Origin of the sequence: Sphingomonas sp. Mn802worker, assembly GCF_000382485.1 — a bacterium.
GTDB lineage: Bacteria > Pseudomonadota > Alphaproteobacteria > Sphingomonadales > Sphingomonadaceae > Sphingomonas.
Window position 1 is genome coordinate 77020 of sequence record NZ_AORY01000005.1, and the last position, 22818, is coordinate 99837.

The window sequence follows — 22818 nt, forward strand, 5'->3', positions numbered from 1 at the left end:
GACCTCTGGTCCAGGTCGACGCTCAGCCCGCCAGTCCACAACGGACGGTCGGTACGGACAGCTTCGTCGAACCTCGCGCTCGCAGAAGGTCCAGCCCATGTCCGATGATCTCCACCACTCGCCCGTCGCGTTCACGCCCAAGGTGGAGGTGCGTGCCGATGACGAAGCGGAGACGATCCAGGGGTTGAACGAGCAGCTCCGCATCATTCAGGAAACCACCGCCAAGGATTATGGTACGGCGGTGCGCGGCGTCCACGCCAAGGGTCACGCGATTGTAAAGGGCACGCTTGAGGTTCTCTCCGGGGTCGCACCCGCCTTGGCGCAAGGCCTGTTTTCGACGCCCTGCAGCTACGACGCGCTGCTGCGGTTCTCGACGCTGCCGGGCGACATACTCGACGACAGCGTCAGTGTACCGCGCGGCATTGCGGTTAAGCTGTTCGGCGTTGCGGGCGATCGGCTTGCGGGGTCGGAAGACGACACCACGCAGGACTTCATCCTGGTGAATGGTCCGGCATTTGCGGCACCTACGCCGAAGGCGTTCCTCGCCAATCTCAAGATGCTCGCCAAGACCACCGATTCTGGCGAAGGCCTGAAGAAGGGCCTGTCCGCGGTTTTGCAGACCGTCGACGCGGCGCTTGAGACGGTGGGCATCCAGAGTGCGACGATCCAAACGCTGGGCGGCGCGCCGAACACGCACCCGCTCGGCGAGACCTACTACACGCAGGTGCCGCTGCGGCATGGCGACTACATCGCCAAGCTTTCGGTCGCGCCGGTGTCGCCGAACCTCACCGAACTTGCCGGCAGCAAGGTCAACACGTCAGGCCGTCCAGACGCGCTGCGCGAAGCCCTAGGCGAGGTGCTGATCGAGCAGGACAGCGTTTGGGAGATGCGGGTTCAGCTTTGCACCGATCTCGACAAGATGCCGGTCGAGGACAGCTCCATCGTATGGGACGAAAACGAGAGTCCGTATGTCGCAGTTGCCTGCCTCACTGTGCCGGCACAGATCGGCTGGCAGCATGGTCTCAGCGATCAGCAGGAACAAGCTGTATCGTTCAGTCCCTGGCACGGCCTTGCCGCGCATCAGCCGCTCGGCGGCGTCAACCGCGCCCGCAAGCCGACCTACGAAATGTCGACGCAGTTTCGTAGTCAGCACAACGGTTGTCCGGTGCATGAGCTTCGTTCGCTCGCGGAACTGCCGACGCAAGGCATGACTATCGACTAGTATCCGGGCGGCGTTCGACCCCGCTGGTACGGTGAATAATTCTGGTAGGGATCGATGCGGCAGCAGGATCAAACTAAATGAACAAGGTTGAGCGCGGCAGCGGCCGCGCGCTGCTCCTAATCCACGGCCTTGGCGGCAGTTGGCGGTCGTGGTCCACCATCCTGGATCCGCTCAGCGCCGCACGGAGGGTGATTGCGATCGATCTCCCCGGCCACGGCGCCACACTCGCGGAGCACGACAGCGGGACGTTTGACGGTCTTGTGGGAAGTGTTGAGCGCTTCATCACCGAGGCCGGTCTGACCGGCGTTGATGTAGTCGGCAGTTCCATGGGAGCGCGGATTGTGCTTGAGCTCGCGCGGCGCGGGATCGTCGGCAATGTGGTTGCACTCGATCCCGGCGGTTTTTGGCGCGGTTGGGAGCGAACCTTCTTCCGCACGACCATTGGCATCTCTGGCCGATTGCTGCGCGCGATACGCCCGAGCCTGCCAACATTAAGCCGGAACCCTGCATCGCGGACGGCGCTGCTAGCGCAGCTGTCTGCGCGCCCTTGGGCGCTCGATGGCGAGGTCGTCGCGACCGAACTGAAAGGGCTCAGCACGACGCCAACGTTCGACGCCTTAGTGCGAAGCCTCGCTACAGGCCCTGAGCAGGCCGGCCCTGCCGCCACCGGCACGACCCGGATTGTCATTGGCTGGGGCAGGCATGATCGGCTCTGCCTGCCAAGACAGGCGGCGCGCGCGCAAGCGGCCTTTCCTTCTGCCGAGCTTCACTGGTTCGAACACAGCGGTCACTTTCCAATGTGGGACATGCCGGTTGAGACGACCGCGGTCATTCTCGCCGCCACTCAATAAAACGCTGCTCCTTCAGGCATGAAGCTGGCGACACTGGCAAGAAGGACCCACTTTCGGCTGTTCAACGCCACAAGGCGCTGCCAGAAACCCGCCGCTCGTTCAGCATCACCAACGGCTGATAAACCACATTTTCGAACCGCCGGTTTATCGGGCCTACGTACTCTCGATCGGCTGATCCGGCCCGATGGAGATGGTTGATGGGGCACTCGTCGTTGGACCCGGCCTTTCACGAACTTCGCCCCTGGAACGAGGGCCGGCTTATCGGTGCGAAGCGGGCGCTGAAACAGCAACAGGTCTGGGCCATTCGCTTCTGGCTCGACCAGCATAGACGACTGCGCGACCGAGCGTTGTTCGACTTCGCCATCGATAGCAAGCTGCGCGGCTGTGATGTGGTCAAGGTGAGGATCGGCGATGTAGTTTCCGGCGGACGCGTCCGTGACCGCGCCGTTGTGGTTCAGCAGAAGACCAAACGCCCGGTCCAGTTCGAGTTGATGGATACGGCACGAAAGACGATGCGGGCAGACGCCGCGAAGCCGGGCAGGAAGCGCGGCTGGAGGACCAATCCGACGCCGTAGGAGTCCGCCTTCTCCGGATTGAGGTCGCGGTTCCCGGACGTTTGGGCGAACACGATCGTTGTCGCGAGATTGCGCGCGGGGTCGTTCACCGTCGAGGTCGACGCCTGGCTCGCCTGGAAGAGCTCTGCAAGGTTCGGCGCCCGGATGTCCCGGGAGCGGCTCGCGCGAATCGTCACGTCGTCGATCGGCTTGTAGGTTACGCCTGCCCTCCAAGTGGTGACATACCCCGACGTGCTGTAGTCGGTAGCGCGCACTCCAAGGTTGACGTCGAGGCTCCTGGCAAATGCGACATCCTTGGCGAGCGGCACGACCGCCTGAAGGTAGCCTTCGGTCACATGGTAGGAGCCGCTGCTGGGGAGGTAATTCCCTGCGAAATAGGGCGGGACTCGTGCGGTGCCATTAGCGATCGAGGTCGCCAGGGAGGCCGCATCGAGCGCGTCCACGCTGCCGGAGACCTTCTCACGACGGTGCTCTACGCCCGCCGCGACGGATACCGGGCCGGCCCACGTCGAGAAAGGATCCCCGCGCAGGTTGGCGGCCACCACGTCCTCGGTGAGCTTCGTGCGGAGAAATGCCGTCCCACGCACGTAGTCCAACGCAGCCTGGCTGTTCACGCCGGTGCCGAAGATGTTGTAGGGTACGCACCCGCTATTCGGGTTCGTGAGGGTGACGCGGCAAACGATGGCGCCGTTCGCGTTTCGCACCGAGTCAATGGCGTTCGCGTAGTTCGCCGAGATGCTCAGGTTCGACTCAAGATAGCTGTGTGTGACCGTCTTCTGTCCGTAAACGTCCCACGACCACTTCGAGCCGAGCGCATCAAAGTCACCCTTGGCACCGATCACGGGCCGGACGGAGGTCCGCTCCGAGTTGGTCGTGATCTTGCCAAGGTCCTCGTTGAGCGTTCCCAGACTGAAGCTGGAGATGCCGAGCGCAGCCACTCTAGCGGCGACGCTTGCGGGTATGAAGGCGTTGTCACTCCGGATTGTGATGTTACCGTAATTGGCCTGCGTTCCGAAGGCGACATTGGAGGTCGCCCGGCCCCATGACAGCTGGCCGAACACCTGAATGCGGTCCGTGACGTCGAAGCTCACGCGTCCGAAGACATTCTGTCTTCCGAGACGCGGATCAAGGTCCCCATTCCGACCCCAGTCCGCATACTTGTACTGCCCACCCTGCATGACGTTGCCGCCGATCGGGGAGCCGTAGTTAAACTGCAGCGGCGTCCCTCCAGGACCGAAGTACGTCCCGCGCAAAGCGTTCGCCGCAGCTCCGGTTGCCGCGTTGGCGGGCGACGCGGTGATGATACCCCCCGGGGTGGCGGTTGCGAACCCCGCACCCTCACGATTGAGGAGCTGCGGCACGGTATTGTTGGTGGTCGCGTTGTAGGCAGGATTCACGAACACCTTGGCGTAGTTGTACCAGTCGCGGTCGCCAATGCCTTCGATCCCGTCGTTATGAGCCACCTCTCCTGTAAGGAGCAGGTGGCCCCGGCCGTCCGCGAATTTGGCACCCGCGCTCAGGGAAAACTTGTAGCTGCGGTCGTCGCCGTAGGTCGTGACGCCGCCCTGCGCCTCACCCTTGATCCCGGTAAAGTCCCGATCGAGTACGAAGTTAACGATGCCCGCCACGGCGTCCGATCCCCAGGCCATCGACGCCGGCGATCAGCCCAATCCGTTCCAGACCATCATCGTCGGTCTCGATCAGAAGACGAACCTCAAGAGCGTCATGCAGGACGTGCTCATCGAGATGATGGATCCCGACTGGGACTACGCCATCGATTCCAAGTGGATCACCACCGACCCGTTTTCGAAGCCGCACGGAAAACGCTGATGGTGGACGCGGAGCAAACGCGGCGAGACCATGACGAGGCCCACCGCTACGCCGCCGGTTACCTCGTCTCTCCCAGGGAGCGGAAGGTCGGGCGCGCGCTCCGCTTCGCCACCGACCCGTTCGAAGAGGAGAGCCTGTCCGGCCTTCTCGCACGGGCCACCGCCTTCCACGTCCTTCTCCACACGAACGGCGTGCTGCGCAGGGCCGGCATCAACATGAAGACCGCGGGACAATTGGCCCTTCTGCCACCTGAACGGTTGAAACCGCTCGCCGGCATCATCGGCTGCACGCTGGACGACATCACCGCCCGCAGCTTTACCCGAACCCATTCGGACCGCAAAGTTTCGGACGTCACAATCGGGGACGCGACCATCCGCATGTTCGACCTTGAGACGACACGCCGTCGGATCGCTCCCGGAACGCTCCGAACCCATCCCTTCCATCGCATGGCGTGGATGATGCGGCGGCTGCCCTATTGCGAGGTGAGCCACGAGTTGCTGCGATCCGACTGCTCGGAATGCGCTAGACCGCTGCGATGGAAGGACAGCTGCGGAGTCGGCGTGTGCGAAAGTTGCGAGGCGGAGGTACGCCCCTCTGCGGAGCCGCCGCTGACCGAAGGCGACCGCGAGAACTACTCCATTTTTGCCGATCTTCTTTCGGCCAACCCTCGGCGTCACCGCGACACCCTCTCGCGGCTCAGTCCGCCGCTCAGGAACCTGGACCACAACACGCTTGTCGAGATGGTCCTGGGCGTCGGGGCACGAGTGGTCGCCGCGGAGCGGCCGAAGAAGGAAATTAACAGGAAGGCGATTCATCGTCTGCCACCCGAGTATCTGGGCGCCGTGATCGCGCGGGGAATCGGCATGATGCGGAACTGGCCGGACGACCTGCGGACATGGGCTCGGGAGCGGGCCGAGACGCTTCGGAACGACCGGCACGCCTTCCTGACACACCGCGCCGAGTTGCGCCTCCTCGGCGCCCGCAGCAGGGTGTCGCCCGCTCAGGCCACAGTCATGCGGGAGGCACTCGGCGACCTCTTCGCCAAAGAGCATCGCAGCTTCGCCGCGCCGCAGACCACGGCGTTGAGGTTCGAAGCGAGTGCGATCCTGGGAACCACTAACGAAGCTCTCGCTGAACTCGCCGCGCTCGGCCATCTCTCCGAGGGGTCAATTCCCGGTCGGTCGCGCGACCATGTGCGCTATTCCATGGTGGAACTGAATGAGATCCGGCGCGCGCTGACAGAATCCAGGACTTGGCCCGAGATCGCGCGATCCATCGGCATCCCGCTCTACGGCATGGAGCAGCTCTGCTGCACGGAGAAACTGGATCGCGAGATGAACGCCGCGGCGCAGTATCTCAGGGGAGCCTGGGGCATAACGACCGCCTCCCGGGATACGCTCTGGAGCGACATCCGGCGGAACGCGACAGAAGGTATCCGACTCCATGGCGCTACGCCGCTAGGGACCGCTGTTCGGCGAATCGGCGGACGATTGAAGCCTTGGGGCGCCATATTCGACGCCCTGTCAGGATCAGCGTCGCAACCCTCTCCCTTCCGCTTCTGGATCTCGGCTGAGAACACGACCGCCTGGACGCGGCGCATCCAGGTATGCCCGCATGACCTCAAGCGCTTCGACGACGTCGCGTTTGAATCAGAAGACTACGCTACCCTCGACTTCTCGAAGACGACGAACATCACCGGCGCTCGCGAGATTCTCAACCTCGCAGGAATTCCGAACTGCGACCTGCGAAAGCTGTTCGCCGACGACATCGCGTCGCGTCCTCAGTTCGGGCCCGAGAAGGCCGTCGGCTTGGGAGTGGTTCTGGAGGAGGCGAAACGCTCGATCTCGGTCGCCGAGATCTGCGAACGCAACCGGTGGAGTCCCAGACGTCTGAAAGGCCAGGTTCTAAGATTCGCCAGTGCGCGGACGGCGACGGGTTGGAAAAGAGACGTGATCGAAGGTAGCGGCCTGCTCGTCTCCTGATCGAGCCAATCAGAGCAAATGCCTGCGGCTCAGGACCGGCGGCTTCGGCTCAATCACTAGCGACAACGGCGGGAAGCCGTAGGGCGCGCATTCCAACGACGCGCCCCTGATTCTGGCCCGGTTTTGAGAGCTGGGCCGTGATTTCTTGTACATTCTGCGGAATGGGCCAAATTTGCTTGCATCGAATTTGGTTGTAACCTGGCCGTCGTGGGCCGAACTATCTTTGTACGGTGGGCCGCCTGACGAGCTTCCTATCCACCCGCATCCACTCGCCGGCGCGCGCAATGTTACCTTTTTGCAACGCAACGCGCGTCACGTGACATGGAAGCGTGAATAGACTCGCAGGTGTAACCGAAGCGCAATATTCCTGCGGCAGGGGCGCAGCAACGGCATGGCTCGCCGACTGCTGCAGAGCCGGGGCTCTCAAGGGGAAACATTGACGATGCGGAACAACCTGTTGTGGGGTGTGGCGGCGGTTGCGCTGATCGCACCGATGGGCGCAATGGCGCAGGAAACGACGTCGGCGATTCGTGGCACGGTGACCGCTGGCGGCACGCCCGTCGCAGGCGCGACGGTGACGATCACCAACACGACCACCAACGCCCGCGTCAACACCGCAACCGGCGCCGATGGTACGTTCAACGCCAACGGCCTGCCCGTCGGCGGTCCCTACACCGTTGCGATCACCAGCCCGCAGGGCAGCCGCACCGTCACCGACATCTACACGGTGGTGCAGCAGCCGTTCACGCTGCCGGTCGACCTGGCTCCCGCCGCATCAGCTGGCGAAGAAGCCGGCGCAGGTGAGGACATCGTCGTCACCGCCTCGTCGATCCGCGGCGCGGGCGTGACCTCGGACGGTCCGCAGACCGTTCTGACGCAGGCCGACGTGTCGAAGGTCGCCTCGGTCAACCGCGACATCCGCGACATTCAGCGCCGCGACCCGTTCGCCACGCTCGATCTGTCGAACTCGGGCGATCGCGGCGGTGCGGTCAGCTTCGCGGGCGTCAACCCGCGCTACAACCGCTTCACGATCAACGGCGTGACCGTTGGCGACACGTTCGGCCTCAACCAGGACGCCAGCCCGACGAACCGCGGTCCGGTGCCGTTCGACGCGATCGCGCAGGTCTCGGTCTCGATCGCGCCGTACGATTTCCGCCAGTCTGGCTTCCAGGGCGGCGCGATCGACACCGTGCTGCTGTCGGGCACCAATGACTTCCACGGCACCGGCTTCTACTCGCAGAATACCGACGGCCTGTCGGGCGACACGATCGGCGGCACCGTTCAGAACACGCCGAAGTACAAGTCGGAGACCTACGGCGCGACGTTCCGCGGCCCGCTGATCGCCGACAAGCTGTTCTTCATGGTTTCGGCCGAGCGCAACACCGACCCGCGCCCGTTCTCGACCCAGATCGCGTCGTACGGCGCGAACTCGGCCGCCGTGTCGAAGGCAGTCAACGATGTGCTCGGCATCGCCAGCGCGCGCGGCCTCGCCGACGCGGCCGGCACTGTCCTCACGATCAACCCGCGCAAGGACGAGAAGATCACCGGTCGCATCGACTGGAACATCGTCGACGGTCAGCGCCTGTCGCTGTCGTACATCAACGCCTACGACTCGCTGGTCAGCCAGAACAACACGTCGGTCGGCAACGTCCAATACGGTCTCGGCTCGAACGCGTACGCGCTGACCGAGTTGCTGAAGGCGGGTATCGTCCAGCTGAACTCGGACTGGACCGACAACTTCTCGACCGAAGCACGCGGTATCTACAAGTACAACAAGCGTGGTCAGGAGCCGCTCAACGGCCGCAGCATCGGCCAGTTCGGCGTCTGCGACGACGCGGTCTCGAACGGCAGCACCACCGGCTGCTCGACCAACGTGCCGCGCATCTACTTCGGCCCCGATGTCTCGCGCCAGACCAATCAGCTGTTCTTCGACACCTGGGAAGGCTCGCTGCTCGCGCGCTACACCGCGGGTGCGCACCAGGTGCAGGCGCTGGTCGATGTGACGCAGAACCGCACGTTCAACAATTTCATCCAGAACAGTATCGGCACCTACTATTTCGACTCACTGGCGGACTTCCGCGCCGGCAACGCCAATCAGCTGCAATATACCGCACAGCTGCCGGGCATCAGTGCAGCGGCCGATTTCCGCTACACCCAGTTCACCTTCGGCCTGCAGGACGAATGGCAGGTCACCGACACGCTCGCAGTGACCTATGGTGCGCGCTACAGCATGTACGCGATGAAGGAACAGCCGACGTTCAACCAGTATTTCACGCAGCGTTACGGCTTCAGCAACCTGCAGACCTACAACGGTCTCGATCAGTTCGAGCCGCGCTTCAGCTTCGACTGGAAGCCGACGAACTTCCTCGGCGGTCTGAAGCTGCGCGGTGGCGCCGGTATCTTCGGCGGCGGTTCGCCCGACATCTATCTGTCGAACAGCTTCTCGAACACGGTGACGACCAGCGCGATCAACATCACGCGTGACGCCGCCGGCGTGAATACCTGCGGCCCGTCCGTGCCGGTCGCGATCTGCACCGCCGCGCTCAACAACGTGACCGGCAACGTACCGGCGTCGGTCGCCGCTTACGCTGCCAACACCACCAACCCGACCACGTTGCAGCGGACGCGCACCGGTGCGCTCGACCGCGATTTCCACCTGCCGCGTTCGCTCAAGGCGACGCTGTCGGGCGACTATCGCTTCATGGGCTTCAACCTCGGCGCCGATTACTATTACTCAAAGAACATCGACGGCGTGATCTTCACCGACCTGCGCTCGGTGCCGATCGGCGTGTTGCCGGACGGCCGTCCGCGCTACGGTGCGGTGACCGCCTTCGGCGATGCCAATTACGACATCCTGGCCACCAACAGCACGCGCGGGCACAGCCACATCATCGTGGCGCGCGTGAACAAGGACTTCGACTGGGGTCTGACGCTCGGCGGCAGCTACACGCGCCAGTGGGTCAAGGACGTCGGCAGCGCGACCTCGTCGACGATCAACTCGAACTACCAGAATCAGCTGTTCGCCGATCCGAACAGCCCGGCGTACGGAACGTCGAACGACCAGATCAAGTGGCAGTTCAAGTATTCGGTCGGCTACGATCACGCCTTCTTCGGTGATTATCGCACGGTCTTGCAGCTGTTCGGCGAAACCCGCGCGGGACGCCCGTTCAGCTACACGATGCTCGACAACGTGAACACGCGCTCGACCGTGTTCGGCACGGTGTTGAACGGCAACGCGCCGACCAACCTGCTGTACGTGCCGACGAGCACGACTGATCCGCTGATCCAGTATGACTCGGCAAACACAGCCAACGCGCTCGACGCGTATATCAACTCGCACTCGGACCTGTCGAAGGCGCGCGGTACGATCATCGACAAGAACACGGCGCGCAGCCGTGCCTTCACCCGCATCGATCTTCACCTCGAGCAGGAAATTCCGACCTTCGTGGGCGGATCGCGCCTGTCGATCTTCGCCGACATCAGCAACCTTCCGAACCTGCTCAACAGCAAGTGGGGCGGCCTGCGCCAGTTCGGTTTTCCTTACGGTGCGGCGCTCGTGACCGTTCAGTGCGTGACGGCGGGCGGCACGGTGAACACCGCGTCGAACCAGCAGTGCGCGCAGTACCGCTACTCGGCGTTCAACTCGCCGAACACCGGATCGGTCAACTTCACCCAGTCGCTGTACCAGATTCGTCTGGGCGCGCGTTTCACCTTCTAAGCCGCTCACACCAACGCCTTCACGGGCCGTCACCCTCGCGGGTGGCGGCCCTTCTTTTTTGCGCCGGCCGCATCGCCCGTGTAGACGGTGGCACAATGGCGACCACTTCCGCTTCGCTCGACCATGCGCTGCCCGGCACCACGGCCGCGACGGCGCCCGCTCCCACGGCGCTGGCGGGCAACCGCCCATTGTCGATCCGGCCGTTCTTTGAGGACAAGGCCGCGGCGTTCTGGAAATTGCAGGCGGCGGGCTGGACCGGCTACCTCGTGCTGCGCTCGGTATCGTCGCTGTCGACCAGCTTCACGCTGCAGCAGATCGTGCCGGTGATCGTCGAGTCGATCGTCGGCTATTGCATCACGCTGCTGCTGTCGGTGCTCTACGGTTACTATCGCCGCCTGCCGCGCGTGACGGGCATCCTGCTGTCGATCTTCACGCTCGGTGCAGGCACGTTTCTCTACGCGACGCTCGACGCCTTTTCGTTCAGCTTCATCAAGCTGTCTGCCCCCGGAGTCGACCTGTCGCTGCTGCTCGGCACGCTGTTCCTGAACTTCACCGTGCTCGCGGGCTGGTCGGCGCTGTATTTCGGGATCAACTTCTACCTGCTGGTCGAGGATCAGATCGATCAGATGGAGCATCTGGAGATACAGGCGTCGTCGGCACAGCTGGCGATGCTGCGCTATCAGCTCAACCCGCATTTCCTGTTCAACACGCTTAACTCGATCTCGACGCTGGTGCTCTTGAAGCAGACCGAGCGGGCGAACGCGATGCTGTCGCGGCTGTCGTCGTTCCTGCGCTACACGCTCGCCAACGAACCCACCGCGCACGTCACGGTCGCGCAGGAGGTCGAGACGCTGAAGCTCTATCTTGAGATCGAGAAGATGCGGTTCGAGGATCGGCTGCGCCCGAAGTTCGACATCGATCCCGCCGTCGACAAGGCGCGGCTGCCGTCGCTGCTGCTGCAACCGCTGGTCGAGAATGCGATCAAATATGCGGTCACGCCGCAGGAGGACGGGGCGGAGATCGAGGTGTCGGCGCGGCTCGTCGGGGATCGCGTGCTGCTCGGCGTATCCGACACCGGTCCGGGATTGCTGCCGAACAAAAACCGGCCGAGCCTTTCAACCGGCGTCGGCATCGCCAATATCAGGGAGCGACTGGCGCAGGCATATCCCGGCGACCACCGCTTCGCGGTCCGGGCGATGCCGGCGGGCGGGTTCGGGATCGAGATCGAGATCCCCTATCAACTGGAGGAACCCGGGCGCTGAGGCCCGCCCCTCCGACGCCCACGGTGCGCGTGATGGAGTGTGTAGAGTAGATGACGATCAGGACCATTCTCGTCGATGACGAGCCGCTCGCGATCCAGGGGCTCGAGCTGCGACTGCAGGCGCACGACGACGTGGAGATCATCGCCAAGTGCCAGAACGGGCGCGAGGCGATCAGCGCGATCAAGACGCACAAGCCCGACCTCGCCTTTCTCGACATCCAGATGCCGGGATTCGATGGCTTCTCGGTGGTGCAGGGGCTGATGGACGTCGAGCCGCCGTTGTTCGTGTTCGTGACGGCCTATTCCGATCATGCGATCCGCGCGTTCGAGGCGCAGGCGACCGATTACCTGATGAAGCCGGTCGAGGAGGCGCGCCTTGCCGAGACGCTCGACCGCGTACGCCAGCGATTGTCGGAGCGCGGCAGCCGCGAGGAGGCGACCAAGCTGAAGGAAGCGCTGGCCGAGCACGCGCCCGAGGCAGCGGCGGAGATCGCGGCGGAAAGCGACGGCGGCGATCAGGTCGCGGCGAACCGCTACGAGAAGATGATCAACGTGAAGGATCAGGGGCAGATCTTCCGCGTCGATGTCGACACGATCGAGCTGATCGAGGCGGCAGGCGATTACATGGTGATCAAGACGGCGGCCAACACGCTGATCCTGCGCGAGACGATGAAGGACCTGGAGAAACGGCTCGACCCGCGCCGGTTCCAGCGCATCCACCGCTCGACGATCGTCAACCTCGACCTCGTCAAGCAGGTCAAGCCGCACACCAACGGCGAATGCTTCCTGGTGCTCGACTCAGGCTCGAGCGTGAAGGTGTCACGGTCGTACCGTGACGTGGTGGCGCGGTTCGTCCATTGATCGCGGCCGCGGCCCTGCTCGCGCTGGCGGGGCCGGCGGCGGCGGTGTGCAAGGGCGCGCCGCAAGCGCCCGCCGCCGATTTCCTGGCCGATGAGACGGCTCATCGTGCGCTCCGGGACGAGACCGGCGTGGCGATGCCGACCGACCCTGAACATATCACAATCTACGCGGCGGGCGGACATCTTGCGACGACGCGGATCAGCATCGTCGCGACCCGTGCGGCCGATGGCCTCTGGCACACCGACGCGGTCGGCCGCAGCAAGATCTGGGTGGAAGGCGCGATGCCGAGCGACATGCCTCACGTGACGCGCACGCTGTCGATTGAGGATGGAGCGAGGATCGATGCATTGCTCGACCAACCGGCATTCTGGCGACAGGAACTATCGGCGCGCGACAACGAAGGGCCGCCGCCACTCGGCCTCATGGTTCGCCGGATCGACGTGGTGACCCCGAATTGTGCGCAGCATTGGGCTACCGCCGGTGATCAACCGTCGATGCTCGCCGAGCTAGATGCGCTGATCACGCCTAAATAGCGCCTGCCCCGGCACCAACTCAATCCTCAGCGTCGGCCTGCTCGCCGTCGCCTGCTTCGTTCGTGTCGCCGCCGCTCTGATACCAGGCTTCGACCGGACCCATCAGCTTGATCGTCAGCGGGCGGCCGTGGCGATCCATCTTCTTGCCGAGCGCAACGCGGATCCAGCCCTCGGACATGCTGTATTCCTCCACGTCGGTGCGCTCGCTGCCCTTGAAGCGGATGCCGACGCCACGCTCCAGCGCGTCGCGGTCGAAATGCGGGCTGCGGGGATCGATTGAAAGATGGTCGGGAGGCGTATCGGTCATCGCGCGCGCCTACCCCGCCCGCAGGGGGCGTGCCAACAAAAAAGCGGCGCGACGGGGCTGTCCCGCCGCGCCGCTTGAGCGAACCAGCTACCAATCGGTGATTACCAGCCGTAATAACCGCGCGGGCCACCATAGTACGGATCGCGGTAATATTCGCGGTACACGACCCGCGGGGGCGGCGGGGCGTAATAATCGCGGTAGTAACCACGCGGCACCGGGCGGTAGCGCGGGCCGTAATAACCGTTGTAGCCGTAATAGCCGCGGTCATAGTAACGATCGCGGTTGCTCGACGCGATCGCCGCGCCGACACCCAGGCCGACGACACCGCCCAGGATCGCCGCCGCTGCGGTGTCACCACCGCGATGGCCGCGATAGCCGCGGTAACCGCCCCAGCGCTGCGCATCGGCGGGGGCAGCGGCAGTGATGGCAGTGGCGGCGAGCGCGATGCCCAGTCCCGCCTTGGTCAGAAAACCATTCATCTCGAACCTCCTTACAGGGTTACGCTCGGTTCGCACGATTGGTTGAACGCAAGTCTTGCGAGCGTGTTTCATGCCCTAGACGATTCGCACTGAACGCAAGCGGAATGCGATATTCACGTGAGGTTTAGGCGGGCCCGCCTCACATCATGTGCACGGTCTTGGTCACCATGTGCGCCGCCACACCCTCGGGCCCGTCCTCCGAGCCGAAGCCGCTGTCCTTGACGCCGCCGAACGGGCTGTCGGGCCAGCTCAACCGCACGTTGTTGATCGCTACCATCCCCGCCTCGATCTCGTCTCCGAGCAGGTTCTGACGCCGCCCGTTCTCGGTAAAGCAATAGGCGGCCAGCCCGAACGGCAGGCGGTTGGCTTGCGCGATCGCGTCGTCCACCGTCTCGAACGGGGTCAGCAACGCGAGCGGGCCGAACGGTTCGTCGTTCATCGCGCGTGCCTCCAGCGGCACGTCGGCGAGCACGGTGGGGGTGAAGAAGAACCCGTCGCCCTCCCCGCGGGTGCCGCCCGCCAGCACGCGCGCACCGACGCTGCGCGCATCCTCCACCATCTCTTGAATCGCCGACGGACGGCGCGCGTTCGCCATCGGTCCCATCTGCGTGTCAGCCTCAAGCCCGCTGCCGAGCTTCAGCTTCTTCGTCCGCTCGGCAAAGCCTTCGGCAAAGCGGTCGTAGATGCCCGCCTGGACGTGGAAGCGCGTCGGCGCGACGCACACCTGGCCTGCGTTCCTGAACTTGTGCGCGACCAGCGTGTCGAGCGTCTTCTCCAGATCGCAATCATCGAACACCAGCACCGGGCCGTGCCCGCCCAGCTCCATCGTCGTCTTCATCATCGTCTCGGCGGCGAGCTTCGCCAGATGCTTGCCTACGGGCACCGATCCGGTGAAGCTCAGCTTGCGCGTGACTGGCGAGGCGAGCAGGTGGCGCGAGACCTGATCGGGCGCGCCGAAGACGCATTGCGCGACATCGCCGGGCAGCCCCGCATCCTGGAAGCAGCGCAGCACCTCGACCGCCGAGCCCGCCGTCTCCTCGCTCGGCTTGATGATGATCGAGCAGCCCGCCGCGATCGCGGGGCCGAGCTTCCTGACCACGTTCATGATCGGGAAATTCCACGCGCAGAATGCCGCCACCGGACCGATCGGCTGCTGCAACACGAGGCTGCGCGTGCCCGCCGGACGCGGCAGCACGCGGCCGTAGATGCGCTGCGCCTCGCCCGCGTGGAATTCGAGCAGCGCGGCGGCGAAGGCGACCTCGCCCTTCGCCTCGACCAGCGGCTTGCCCTGCTCCAGCGTCGCGATGCGGGCGAGATGCTCGGCGCGGTCACGCAGGATCGCGGCGGTGCGCGTCAGCACCTGCGCGCGCTGCGCCGGATCGGTCTTGCGCCATGCCCTGAACCCGCGGTCGGCGGCATCGAGCGCGCGGTCGAGGTCCTCCGCGGTCGCCAGCGGCAGCGCGCCCTGTGCCTGTCCGGTCGCGGGGTTGAGCACGTCGTGCGCGTCGCGCCCCGCGCCGGTCAGCCATTCGCCGGCGATGTAGAGGCCGAGGCGCGGATCATAGGCGGTCATGCAGGGGCTCCTTGAACTGATCGCCCCCATATAGGCGCGACGCCCCCGCACTCCACCGCCGGTTACCGCAGCGCGGCCACCGGCGGTCGACGTCGACCTACTTCGCCTTACCCGCCGGCGTAGCGGCCGCCGGCTTGACGTACCGGTCGAGCCAGTCGGTCATCTGCCACAGCGTCTCCTCGGTCGATTCAAGCGCGCGGTAGCCGTGCGGTTCGTTCGGCAGCACGACGTAGCGGACCGTTGCGCCATTGCCCTTCAACGCCGCGTACATCCGCTCCGACTGGATCGGGAAGGTACCCGAATTGTCGTCCGCGCCGCCGTGGATCAGCAAGATGGGTGCCTTGATCCGGTCGGCATAGGTGAAGGGCGACATCTCGGTATAGGTCGGCGTCGCCTGCCAATAGGTGCGCTGCTCGGCCTGGAAGCCGAACGGCGTCAGCGTGCGATTGTACGCGCCCGACCGCGCGATGCCGGCGCGGAACAGATCGGTGTGCGCGAGGAGGTTGGCGGTCATGAACGCACCGTAGCTGTGCCCGCCGACCGCGATCCGCGTACGATCGGCCGCGCCCGTCGCCACCACCGCGTCGACCGCGGCCTGCGCATCGGCCTGCAACTGCTTGACATAGGTGTCGTTCGCCTCCGCGCCGCCCTCACCCACGATCGGCATCGCCGGGTCGTCGAGCACGGCATAGCCTTGCGTCAGCAGGAACAGGTGGCTGATCCCGCGCGGCCGGGTGAAGCGGTTGCCCTGATCCACCGTCTGCCCCGCGACCTTCGGGTCGGTGTATTCGGCCGGGTACGCCCAGAGCAGTGTCGGCAGCGGCCCGTCGCGCTTCGCGTCATAGCCCGCGGGCAGGTACAGCGTCCCCGACAGCGGCAGGCCATCCGCGCGCTTGTAGGTGATCGTGCGCTGCGTCACGCCGGCAAGCGACGGCGCGGGATCGGCGAAGTCGGTGACGGCGCGTGCCTTGCCGCCCTTTACGGTACGGATGACGTAATTGGGCGCGAGCTTCGCGCTCTCGCGCCGCGTCAGGATACGCGTGCCCGTGTCGTCGAGCATCGCGACGACGCTCTCGTGATAGGGTGCCTTGGCGGTCCACAGCCGCGTCTGTTCGCCGCCTGCGATCGGCATGGTCGCGAAGAACGGGAACGCGCCCGCCTTGGTCGCCCCCTCGCCCTCGACGAAGACGGCGCGGTGATCGGGCGTGAATCGCATCACCTGCTTGCCCGCCGCGTTCCGCTCCAGCGTCGGGAAGCCGGGGTCGCCGTACTGGTCCTGATAATTGCGCGTCAGCAGCACGCGCGCCGTACCCGGCTGATCGGGGCTGACCGCGTAGCGTTGCTCGGTGCGGGTCTTCCACGCGCGATCGACCACCATCGCGAAGCCGCCGTCGCCCCACATCGTCGTCGCATAGCGGTTGGCGGTCTTGGCGAGTTCGACCGGCGCGGCGGAGAATGGTGCGGCCTGCATCATCACGCGGTCGTGGAACGGCACGTTCGCCTTCGGATCGCCACCGTCGAGCGCCTCCGCCCAGACGAGCGTCGCGGGCGCGTCCGAGCGCCACTCCGCCTCGCGCGGGCCCTTGACGCTGGCATCGAAGTCGACCGGCAGGTCGTCGGCCAGCGGGCGATCGACCAGCGTCTTCACCGGTTGCCCGTCGATCGTCGTGATCGCGATCTCGGTCGGAAAATAGGCCGCGGGCAGCAGGTAGGAATACGGCCGCTTCAACCGCTCGGTCAGCAGATAGCGACCATCGGGCGACACGCTGAAGTCGGTGAACAATCCCGGTGCCCCGATCGGCGTCGCGGCACCGCTGCCCGCGTCGACGCGCACCAGCTGACCGGTGAAATAATGGTCGAACAGCGCCTCGTCGCCCGCATTGGCGAGCAGATCCTCATAGGTTCGCGCGGCCGAGCGGCGGCCGTTGCTTTCCTGCACCACCGGTCCGGTGGGCGTGACGTTCTCCACCGGCGCAGGCCCGCGGTTCGCGACCACGGTACGTGCGACGATCGCGCGGCTGTCGGGCGTCCACGCGATTGGTGAGCCGTTGAACGCGGCATTGATCCCGCGGACGAGCGGACGCGCCGCGCCGCTGCGATCGGCCACCCACAAGGCCAGCCCCGCGGGTTCCTGCACCACGAAGGCAAGCCGCGCGCCGTCGGGCGACCAGGCCGGATTGGTGAAGCGCGTACCCGCGGGCAGCGCGACCTTCACCTCGCGTCCCGACGCCAGATCCTTGAACGACAGCGCGTTCAGCCACTGCGTGCGCACCTCGGCCTGGCCGTTGGTGGCGGGGTCGATGCGATAGCCGGCGAGCCGCAGGATCGGCTTCGACAGATTGGCGATCGTCGGCAGGTTCTCGCGTCCCAGGATCGCAAGCGTCGCGTGATCGGGGCTGACCGCGACCGACGGTGTCGGCGGCGTCTCCAGGATCTTCGCGATTGCGTCGGGCGCGCGGTGGTAGGTGGTGCCCGGCGCTTCCGGCGCGGCGGGGGGCTGTGCGGCGGGGGGCTGGGCGGCGAGCGCCGGCGTGGTGGTCAGCAAGAGAGCAAGAACGGCTGCGCGCATGGAAAGAACCCCCGGATCATGTCGTGCTCCTTGTCCGGGCAAGCGGGCCTGATTTCAACCCGTTCAGGTGGCGACAATCGTCAGACCGGCGAGACGCCGTCCGCGCTGACCAGATCGGGTGCAACCAGCGTGCCGATCAACCGCACACGCTTTTCGACCAGATCGACCGGCGTGCGCTGCAACTCGAGCTGAAATCGACCGCCGGCATCACGGCGCAGGAAGAACGCACCGCCGTCGCGGATCAGCGTGCCCGTCTCGTCGATCCGCGTCCCGATCGCCGTCATCTCGCATCACTCGTCATCACGACGGCTATATCGCAGGCGGCCCGGCGTTCGACAAGAATGCCCGGATCGGCCTTCGTCATCGATCATCCTTTTCTCGCCGCCGCGACACACCCGCGCCGACCAGCGCCGCCATCCCCACCGACGCGAGCAGCGGGACGGCGCGCCGCACGTACAGGCTGTGATCGGTCGTGCTCGTCAGCGTCGTCGGATCGCCCGTGAACAGGTTCAGCAAGTGGCGTGCGACCGCATCCGGGTGCTCACGCTGCGCGAAATGACCGACGCCCGACAGGACCACGCGCGCAAACGGCCCGCTGAACTTGTCAGCAACATCGGCGCTCGTCTCCGGCGGGTTGACGCCGTCCACCGCGCCCTGAACGTAGAGCGTCGGCAGCGACAGCGTACGTGTCGCCCGCACCTTGTCCTCCAGCCACTGGCTGCGCGGATCGGGCTTCGCCTCGTTCCAGCGCGCACGGTAGCTGTGCAGCGTGACATCGACCCAGTCGGGGTTCTCCCACGCGCGGGCGACGCGGTCGAACGTCTGCTCGTCATACCAGCCGGGCGGCGACCAGTTGTTCCAGTGCGTTCGCGCAAACCCGCGGCGGTCGGCGCGCACCGCATCGGCGCCGCGTGCCGTCGCCATGAACCAGTGATACCATTGCCGCTCGGCTTGCGCGAACGAAGGCGTCTTCATTCCGCCGAGGCGAGGCGGTGTGCACAGCATCGCCATCCGCTCAACCCGGTCGGGCCAGCCCACCGCCAGCGCCTCCGCGGTGTTCGATCCCCAGTCGTGCCCTGCAACCATGAAGCGGTCGAGCCCGAGCGCATCCATCAGCGCGATCATGTCGAGCGCGAGTACCGCGCTGTTGCCCGTGCGTGGGCCCTCGCCCTTCAACCTCGTCGCGCCGAAGCCGCGCAACGTCGGCACGATCGTGCGCAACCCCGCCGCGTTCAGCCGCGGCACGACCGCGTCCCAGGTCGATGCATCGTCGGGCCAGCCGTGGATCAGCAACACCGGCGTGCCACCCCGCGGTCCCTGATCGTCGCAGCAGAAGGTCGCGAACTCGGTATCGATCAACGGCATGCCTGCAGCCTCCTTGCACCTTCCCGGCCGGTCACGGACGTGCGCGACGATGATTCTTTCTCGCAGGACCGCGTAACCTCGGTGGGGAGAAGCGCGCTGACGCCGATGCCGTTCCCGCACGATCGGGACCGATGCTTGTTCAGCGGGTCAATCGCGTGAGCGGAGCGGCACCGCCTACACTCGCGCCGGGACTGTTCGAGCGGAGGGGTTGCGTGCGCGCGTGACTTGGCGCAACCCGTTGAAACCCTGATCGAACATGCCACCAGCCAGCAAACCCTCGCGCGACACGCTTGTCAGCGCCCTGCTCGCCGGGGCGATCGGCGCGGCGTGGCTGTTGATCCATCTCGGCGGCATCTTTCTGTGGCGATGGAGCACCGCGACCGCACCGCTCGCCGTGCTGCTGATCGTAACGCAGGCGTGGCTCAGCACCGGGCTGTTCATCATCGCGCATGATTGCATGCACGGCTCGTTCGCGCCCGGCCACGCACGCGCGAACCGCATCGTCGGGACGCTCTGCCTCGGCGCCTATGCCGCATTGTCGTTCCGCGCGCTTTATCCCAAGCACCACGCACACCACGCCGCACCGGGGACGGACCGCGATCCCGACTTCCACGTCGGCGCACCGCGCCGCGCGCTGCCGTGGTTCGTGCGCTTCTTCTCGGGCTATTACACGCACGGCCAGATTGCGCGGATCACGCTCGCGGCGATCCTGTACATGCTGCTGGGCGCATCGCTGGTGAACATCGTCGCGTTCTGGGCGGTGCCTGCGCTTGTTGCGCTCGCGCAATTGTTCTTCTTCGGCACCTTCCTGCCGCATCGTCACGATGACACGCCCTTTGCCGACCACCACAAGGCGCGCAGCAACGCGCTGTCTCCGCTCGCCTCGATCGCGACCTGCTTCCACTTCGGTGCATATCACCACGAACATCATCTATCCCCACAAACCCCCTGGTGGCGGCTGCCAGGCGTGCGGGAACACGTCAGCCAAGCGCTGCGCTAGGCCGTACTGCGCCACGACAGTTGGCGTCTCGCCCTCCTGCGACGAGCACGTCGACAAGGGCCGCGCTGCCGCTGCCACGTGCCTCGGCCTGACTCGAACGACCCGCTTCCTATCTGCCTCGACGCCAGTGGCAGCAATCTTGCGTCACGATTTCACATGCTCGACATAATCGCCTGCCACGCGTGCGCCGACGCGGGGGAACCGCGACTCACCGGACCGGCACCTTGCGAGCATGCACTCGCAGGCGCTTTGCGGTGCTGCGCGCTCAAACCCCGCGGTTCATGCAAAAGGGAAACAGATCATCGTGACCTCGAAGTCGCTCCTGCTCGCCGGCGCCGCCGGCATGCTGACACTCGCCTCACCTGCGGTTGCGCAGACGGTGCAGTCGCCCACGCCGCCCACAGTCGATGCGGCCACCGCGACGCCGGGCGACAATGGCGACGGCTTGCAGGAGATCACCGTCACCGCCGAGCGCCGCTCGGAGAACCTGCAGCGCGTGCCGGTGTCGGTCGCGGTGGTCGGCGGCGACGATCTGCGCACGTTCCAGTCGGCGGGCGAGGACATCCTGTCGCTCGCCGGCCGCGTCCCCGGCCTCTACGCCGAGACGACGACGGGGCGTATCTTCCCGCGCTTCTACATCCGCGGTCTCGGCAACATAGATTTCTACCTCGGCGCGTCGCAGCCGGTGTCGATCATCCAGGACGACGTCGTGCTGGAACACGTGGTGCTGAAGTCGAACCCGGTGTTCGACGTCAACCAGGTTGAGGTGCTGCGCGGACCTCAGGGGTCGCTGTTCGGGCGCAATACGACCGCGGGCATCATCAAGTTCGACACGACCCGTCCAAGCCAGGAGTTCGACGGCCGCATCAGCGCTTCCTACGGCAGCTACAACACCGCAACCGTCGATGCAGGCGTCGGCGGGCCGATCGTTGCCGACAAGATCGCGTTCCGCCTGTCAGGGCTCTACCAGCACCGAGACGACTGGATCGACAACACCTTTGCCGGTCCTGGTGTCGACGGCACGCGCGGCGGCAAGAACAAGCTCGGCGGCTTCAACGAGCGCGACGTGCGGCTTCAACTGCTATTCACCCCGACCGAGACGCTGTCGATCAACGTGTCGGGCCACGCGCGCGATTACGACGGCAGCTCGACGATCTTCCACCGCGGTGCGCTGGTGCGCGGATCGAACAGCGTCGCGCGAGAGCCGCGCAGCCGTGTCGCGCTCGACGAAGCCGACAACAACCCGCAGGCGTACAAGACCTATGGCGGGTCGGTGAACGCCGCATGGGACTTCGGCGCGGCGACGCTGACCTCGATCACCGCCTACGAGACGACGTCGGGCTACAGCCGCGGCGACACCGATGGCGGCGTGCGTCAGCTGCCGCTCAATGCGAGCGGCGGCTGCATCGACTGCGGGCAGAGCCAGGGTAACATTCGCGACCTCGACCAGTGGACGCAGGAGCTGCGGCTCGCCTCCAGCGACGCTGGTGCAGCGTTCAAGTGGCAGTTTGGCGGCTTCTACTTCGACCAGCGCGACACGACCGATTTCTACCAGCGCCGCTTCTTCCTGACCGCGCCGTTCGTGGCGGCGAACAGCAACACCAACAATCCGGGCAATTGGGTGCGGCTGCACGACGCCAACACGTCCTGGGCGGTGTTCGGGCAGGCGAGCTACTCGTTCGACCGCCTGACGCTGACCGCGGGCGGGCGCTATACCGAGGACAACAAGCGCACGATCCTGGTCAAGCCCGCGACCACCGGCGCGACGGTCAACTTCCCCACCACCGCCGCCCGCAACGTGAAGCTCACCGGCAAGGAGCCGAGCTGGGACGTCTCGGCGCTGTATGAGGTCGACCCGACCGCCAGCATCTACGCCCGCGTCGCGCGCGGTTTCCGCGGGCCGACGATCCAGGGGCGCTCGGCGGTGTTCGGCTCGGCCTTCACGACCGCCGACAGCGAGACGATCACCTCCTACGAGGCGGGCGTGAAGACACGGCCGTTCTCCAACCTGCGCTTCAACGCGACCGGCTTCTACTACCGCGTCAACGACATCCAGCTGAACGGCAACGATGCCAATGGCAACGGCGTGCTGTTCAACGCCGATCACGCCGACGCCTACGGGTTCGAGGCGGAACTGGAATGGCGCCCGATCCGCAACATCACCTTCTCGCTGGGCGGCAGCGCGCTGCACAGCGAGATCAAGGACAAGAACGTCTACGCGCAGGTCTGCGCGCTGGCGGGCCGCGTGACGTGCACCGTGCAGGATCCGACAATCCGCCGCACGATCTTCGGTGCTCCTGCGGTGCTCGCGCAGATCGACGGCAATCCGCTGCCCAACGCGCCCGAGTATCAGATCGACGCGGCGGTTCGCTACGACATCCCGCTCAGCAACGACGGCGGTCTGTTCGTCGCTACCGACTTCAACCTGCAGGGCTACACCAATTTCGTGCTCTACAAGACGCGCGAATTCTATGCCAACGGCAACTTCGAACTGGGGCTGAAGGCGGGGTATACGACGCCCGACGGCCGCTACGAGATCGCCGCGTTCGCGCGCAACCTGACGGGCGAGAAGAACCTGAAGGGCGTGATCGAGAACTACGACGCCGCGGTGTTCAACGAACCGCGCGTGATCGGCGTCTCGCTCAGCGGCAAGTTCCGCTGAGAAAACGCGGGGGCGGCGGAGCGTTCCGCC

Annotated in this window: 17 protein-coding genes and 1 pseudogene; 11 read left to right on the plus strand and 7 right to left on the minus strand. The window is 65.5% G+C overall.

Annotation, left to right across the window (positions count from 1 at the left end; genetic code table 11):
- Positions 1 to 97: 97 nt before the first annotated feature.
- The 3 genes and pseudogenes from SMN802W_RS0107270 to SMN802W_RS18735 form a co-directional block, all read left to right on the plus strand.
- The gene (locus tag SMN802W_RS0107270; RefSeq protein ID WP_019516244.1) at positions 98 to 1222 is read left to right on the plus strand and encodes a catalase family protein; all 1125 of its coding nucleotides are present in this window, start codon (positions 98 to 100) and stop codon (positions 1220 to 1222) included.
- A 77-nt stretch (positions 1223 to 1299) separates the two neighbouring features.
- Positions 1300 to 2073, plus strand: coding sequence for an alpha/beta fold hydrolase (locus tag SMN802W_RS0107275; RefSeq protein ID WP_019516245.1), 774 nt, complete (start codon positions 1300 to 1302; stop codon positions 2071 to 2073).
- Positions 2074 to 2270: 197 nt separating this feature from the next.
- Positions 2271 to 2594 (plus strand): annotated as a pseudogene (locus SMN802W_RS18735) (integrase); the annotation flags it as partial.
- On the opposite strand, the gene SMN802W_RS16620 reads toward SMN802W_RS18735, so the two are convergent.
- Positions 2528 to 4297 (minus strand): TonB-dependent receptor domain-containing protein, encoded by a 1770-nt coding sequence (locus tag SMN802W_RS16620; protein ID WP_083925647.1) that lies wholly within the window; start codon positions 4295 to 4297, stop codon positions 2528 to 2530. The pseudogene SMN802W_RS18735 and the gene SMN802W_RS16620 sit on opposite strands and share 67 nt — an antisense overlap.
- Between SMN802W_RS16620 and SMN802W_RS0107285 the strand changes: the two genes are divergently transcribed.
- From SMN802W_RS0107285 to SMN802W_RS0107310, 6 genes are all read left to right on the plus strand, one after another.
- Positions 4266 to 4478, plus strand: a complete 213-nt coding sequence (locus SMN802W_RS0107285; protein ID WP_019516247.1) for a hypothetical protein — start codon at positions 4266 to 4268, stop codon at positions 4476 to 4478. The two genes, SMN802W_RS16620 and SMN802W_RS0107285, sit on opposite strands and share 32 nt — an antisense overlap.
- A complete protein-coding gene (locus SMN802W_RS0107290; protein ID WP_019516248.1) occupies positions 4478 to 6460 on the plus strand; it encodes a hypothetical protein in 1983 nt (660 codons plus the stop codon). The genes SMN802W_RS0107285 and SMN802W_RS0107290 overlap by 1 nt, the downstream gene beginning before the upstream one ends.
- A gap of 442 nt (positions 6461 to 6902) precedes the next feature.
- On the plus strand, positions 6903 to 10178 hold the full coding sequence (locus SMN802W_RS0107295; RefSeq protein WP_019516249.1) for a TonB-dependent receptor: 3276 nt from the start codon (positions 6903 to 6905) through the stop codon (positions 10176 to 10178).
- Between the two features lie 95 nt (positions 10179 to 10273).
- Positions 10274 to 11440, plus strand: coding sequence for a sensor histidine kinase (locus SMN802W_RS0107300; RefSeq protein ID WP_019516250.1), 1167 nt, complete (start codon positions 10274 to 10276; stop codon positions 11438 to 11440).
- Positions 11441 to 11490: 50 nt separating this feature from the next.
- Positions 11491 to 12300 (plus strand): LytR/AlgR family response regulator transcription factor, encoded by an 810-nt coding sequence (locus SMN802W_RS0107305; RefSeq protein ID WP_019516251.1) that lies wholly within the window; start codon positions 11491 to 11493, stop codon positions 12298 to 12300.
- Complete coding sequence (locus SMN802W_RS0107310) at positions 12297 to 12833, plus strand: hypothetical protein (RefSeq protein WP_019516252.1); 537 nt, start codon at positions 12297 to 12299, stop codon at positions 12831 to 12833. The genes SMN802W_RS0107305 and SMN802W_RS0107310 overlap by 4 nt, the downstream gene beginning before the upstream one ends.
- A 19-nt stretch (positions 12834 to 12852) precedes the next feature.
- Here the strand turns inward: SMN802W_RS0107310 and SMN802W_RS0107315 are convergent, their stop codons facing one another.
- From SMN802W_RS0107315 to SMN802W_RS16625, 6 genes are all read right to left on the minus strand, one after another.
- Positions 12853 to 13140: a DUF3297 family protein gene (locus SMN802W_RS0107315; protein WP_019516253.1), complete on the minus strand. Its 288-nt coding sequence runs from the start codon at positions 13138 to 13140 to the stop codon at positions 12853 to 12855.
- Positions 13141 to 13241: 101 nt separating this feature from the next.
- Positions 13242 to 13619 carry a hypothetical protein gene (locus SMN802W_RS0107320; protein ID WP_019516254.1) on the minus strand — a complete coding sequence of 126 codons (378 nt, stop codon included), beginning with the start codon at positions 13617 to 13619 and terminating at the stop codon, positions 13242 to 13244.
- Positions 13620 to 13758: 139 nt separating this feature from the next.
- Positions 13759 to 15192, minus strand: coding sequence for an NAD-dependent succinate-semialdehyde dehydrogenase (locus tag SMN802W_RS0107325; protein ID WP_019516255.1), 1434 nt, complete (start codon positions 15190 to 15192; stop codon positions 13759 to 13761).
- Positions 15193 to 15289: 97 nt separating this feature from the next.
- Positions 15290 to 17761, minus strand: coding sequence for a S9 family peptidase (locus tag SMN802W_RS0107330; RefSeq protein ID WP_026325866.1), 2472 nt, complete (start codon positions 17759 to 17761; stop codon positions 15290 to 15292).
- Positions 17762 to 17841: 80 nt separating this feature from the next.
- Positions 17842 to 18045, minus strand: coding sequence for a DUF5818 domain-containing protein (locus SMN802W_RS0107335; protein ID WP_019516257.1), 204 nt, complete (start codon positions 18043 to 18045; stop codon positions 17842 to 17844).
- A 76-nt stretch (positions 18046 to 18121) separates the two neighbouring features.
- Positions 18122 to 19126 carry an alpha/beta fold hydrolase gene (locus SMN802W_RS16625; RefSeq protein ID WP_019516258.1) on the minus strand — a complete coding sequence of 335 codons (1005 nt, stop codon included), beginning with the start codon at positions 19124 to 19126 and terminating at the stop codon, positions 18122 to 18124.
- A gap of 256 nt (positions 19127 to 19382) precedes the next feature.
- Between SMN802W_RS16625 and SMN802W_RS0107345 the strand changes: the two genes are divergently transcribed.
- Both SMN802W_RS0107345 and SMN802W_RS0107350 read left to right on the plus strand, forming a co-directional pair.
- On the plus strand, positions 19383 to 20126 hold the full coding sequence (locus tag SMN802W_RS0107345) for a fatty acid desaturase (protein WP_019516259.1): 744 nt from the start codon (positions 19383 to 19385) through the stop codon (positions 20124 to 20126).
- A gap of 343 nt (positions 20127 to 20469) precedes the next feature.
- On the plus strand, positions 20470 to 22788 hold the full coding sequence (locus tag SMN802W_RS0107350; RefSeq protein WP_051083541.1) for a TonB-dependent receptor: 2319 nt from the start codon (positions 20470 to 20472) through the stop codon (positions 22786 to 22788).
- The last annotated feature ends 30 nt before the right edge of the window (positions 22789 to 22818 follow it).

Coding starts and splice junctions, on each gene's coding strand:
- SMN802W_RS0107270 (WP_019516244.1), top strand. CDS start 98: ATGTCCGATGATCTCCACCACTCGCCCGTCGCGTTCACGCCCAAGGTG.
- SMN802W_RS0107275 (WP_019516245.1), top strand. CDS start 1,300: ATGAACAAGGTTGAGCGCGGCAGCGGCCGCGCGCTGCTCCTAATCCAC.
- SMN802W_RS0107285 (WP_019516247.1), top strand. CDS start 4,266: ATGCCCGCCACGGCGTCCGATCCCCAGGCCATCGACGCCGGCGATCAG.
- SMN802W_RS16620 (WP_083925647.1), bottom strand. CDS start 4,297: ATGGCCTGGGGATCGGACGCCGTGGCGGGCATCGTTAACTTCGTACTC.
- SMN802W_RS0107290 (WP_019516248.1), top strand. CDS start 4,478: ATGGTGGACGCGGAGCAAACGCGGCGAGACCATGACGAGGCCCACCGC.
- SMN802W_RS0107295 (WP_019516249.1), top strand. CDS start 6,903: ATGCGGAACAACCTGTTGTGGGGTGTGGCGGCGGTTGCGCTGATCGCA.
- SMN802W_RS0107300 (WP_019516250.1), top strand. CDS start 10,274: ATGGCGACCACTTCCGCTTCGCTCGACCATGCGCTGCCCGGCACCACG.
- SMN802W_RS0107305 (WP_019516251.1), top strand. CDS start 11,491: ATGACGATCAGGACCATTCTCGTCGATGACGAGCCGCTCGCGATCCAG.
- SMN802W_RS0107315 (WP_019516253.1), bottom strand. CDS start 13,140: ATGACCGATACGCCTCCCGACCATCTTTCAATCGATCCCCGCAGCCCG.
- SMN802W_RS0107320 (WP_019516254.1), bottom strand. CDS start 13,619: ATGAATGGTTTTCTGACCAAGGCGGGACTGGGCATCGCGCTCGCCGCC.
- SMN802W_RS0107325 (WP_019516255.1), bottom strand. CDS start 15,192: ATGACCGCCTATGATCCGCGCCTCGGCCTCTACATCGCCGGCGAATGG.
- SMN802W_RS0107330 (WP_026325866.1), bottom strand. CDS start 17,761: ATGCGCGCAGCCGTTCTTGCTCTCTTGCTGACCACCACGCCGGCGCTC.
- SMN802W_RS0107335 (WP_019516257.1), bottom strand. CDS start 18,045: ATGACGGCGATCGGGACGCGGATCGACGAGACGGGCACGCTGATCCGC.
- SMN802W_RS16625 (WP_019516258.1), bottom strand. CDS start 19,126: ATGCCGTTGATCGATACCGAGTTCGCGACCTTCTGCTGCGACGATCAG.
- SMN802W_RS0107345 (WP_019516259.1), top strand. CDS start 19,383: ATGCCACCAGCCAGCAAACCCTCGCGCGACACGCTTGTCAGCGCCCTG.
- SMN802W_RS0107350 (WP_051083541.1), top strand. CDS start 20,470: ATGCTGACACTCGCCTCACCTGCGGTTGCGCAGACGGTGCAGTCGCCC.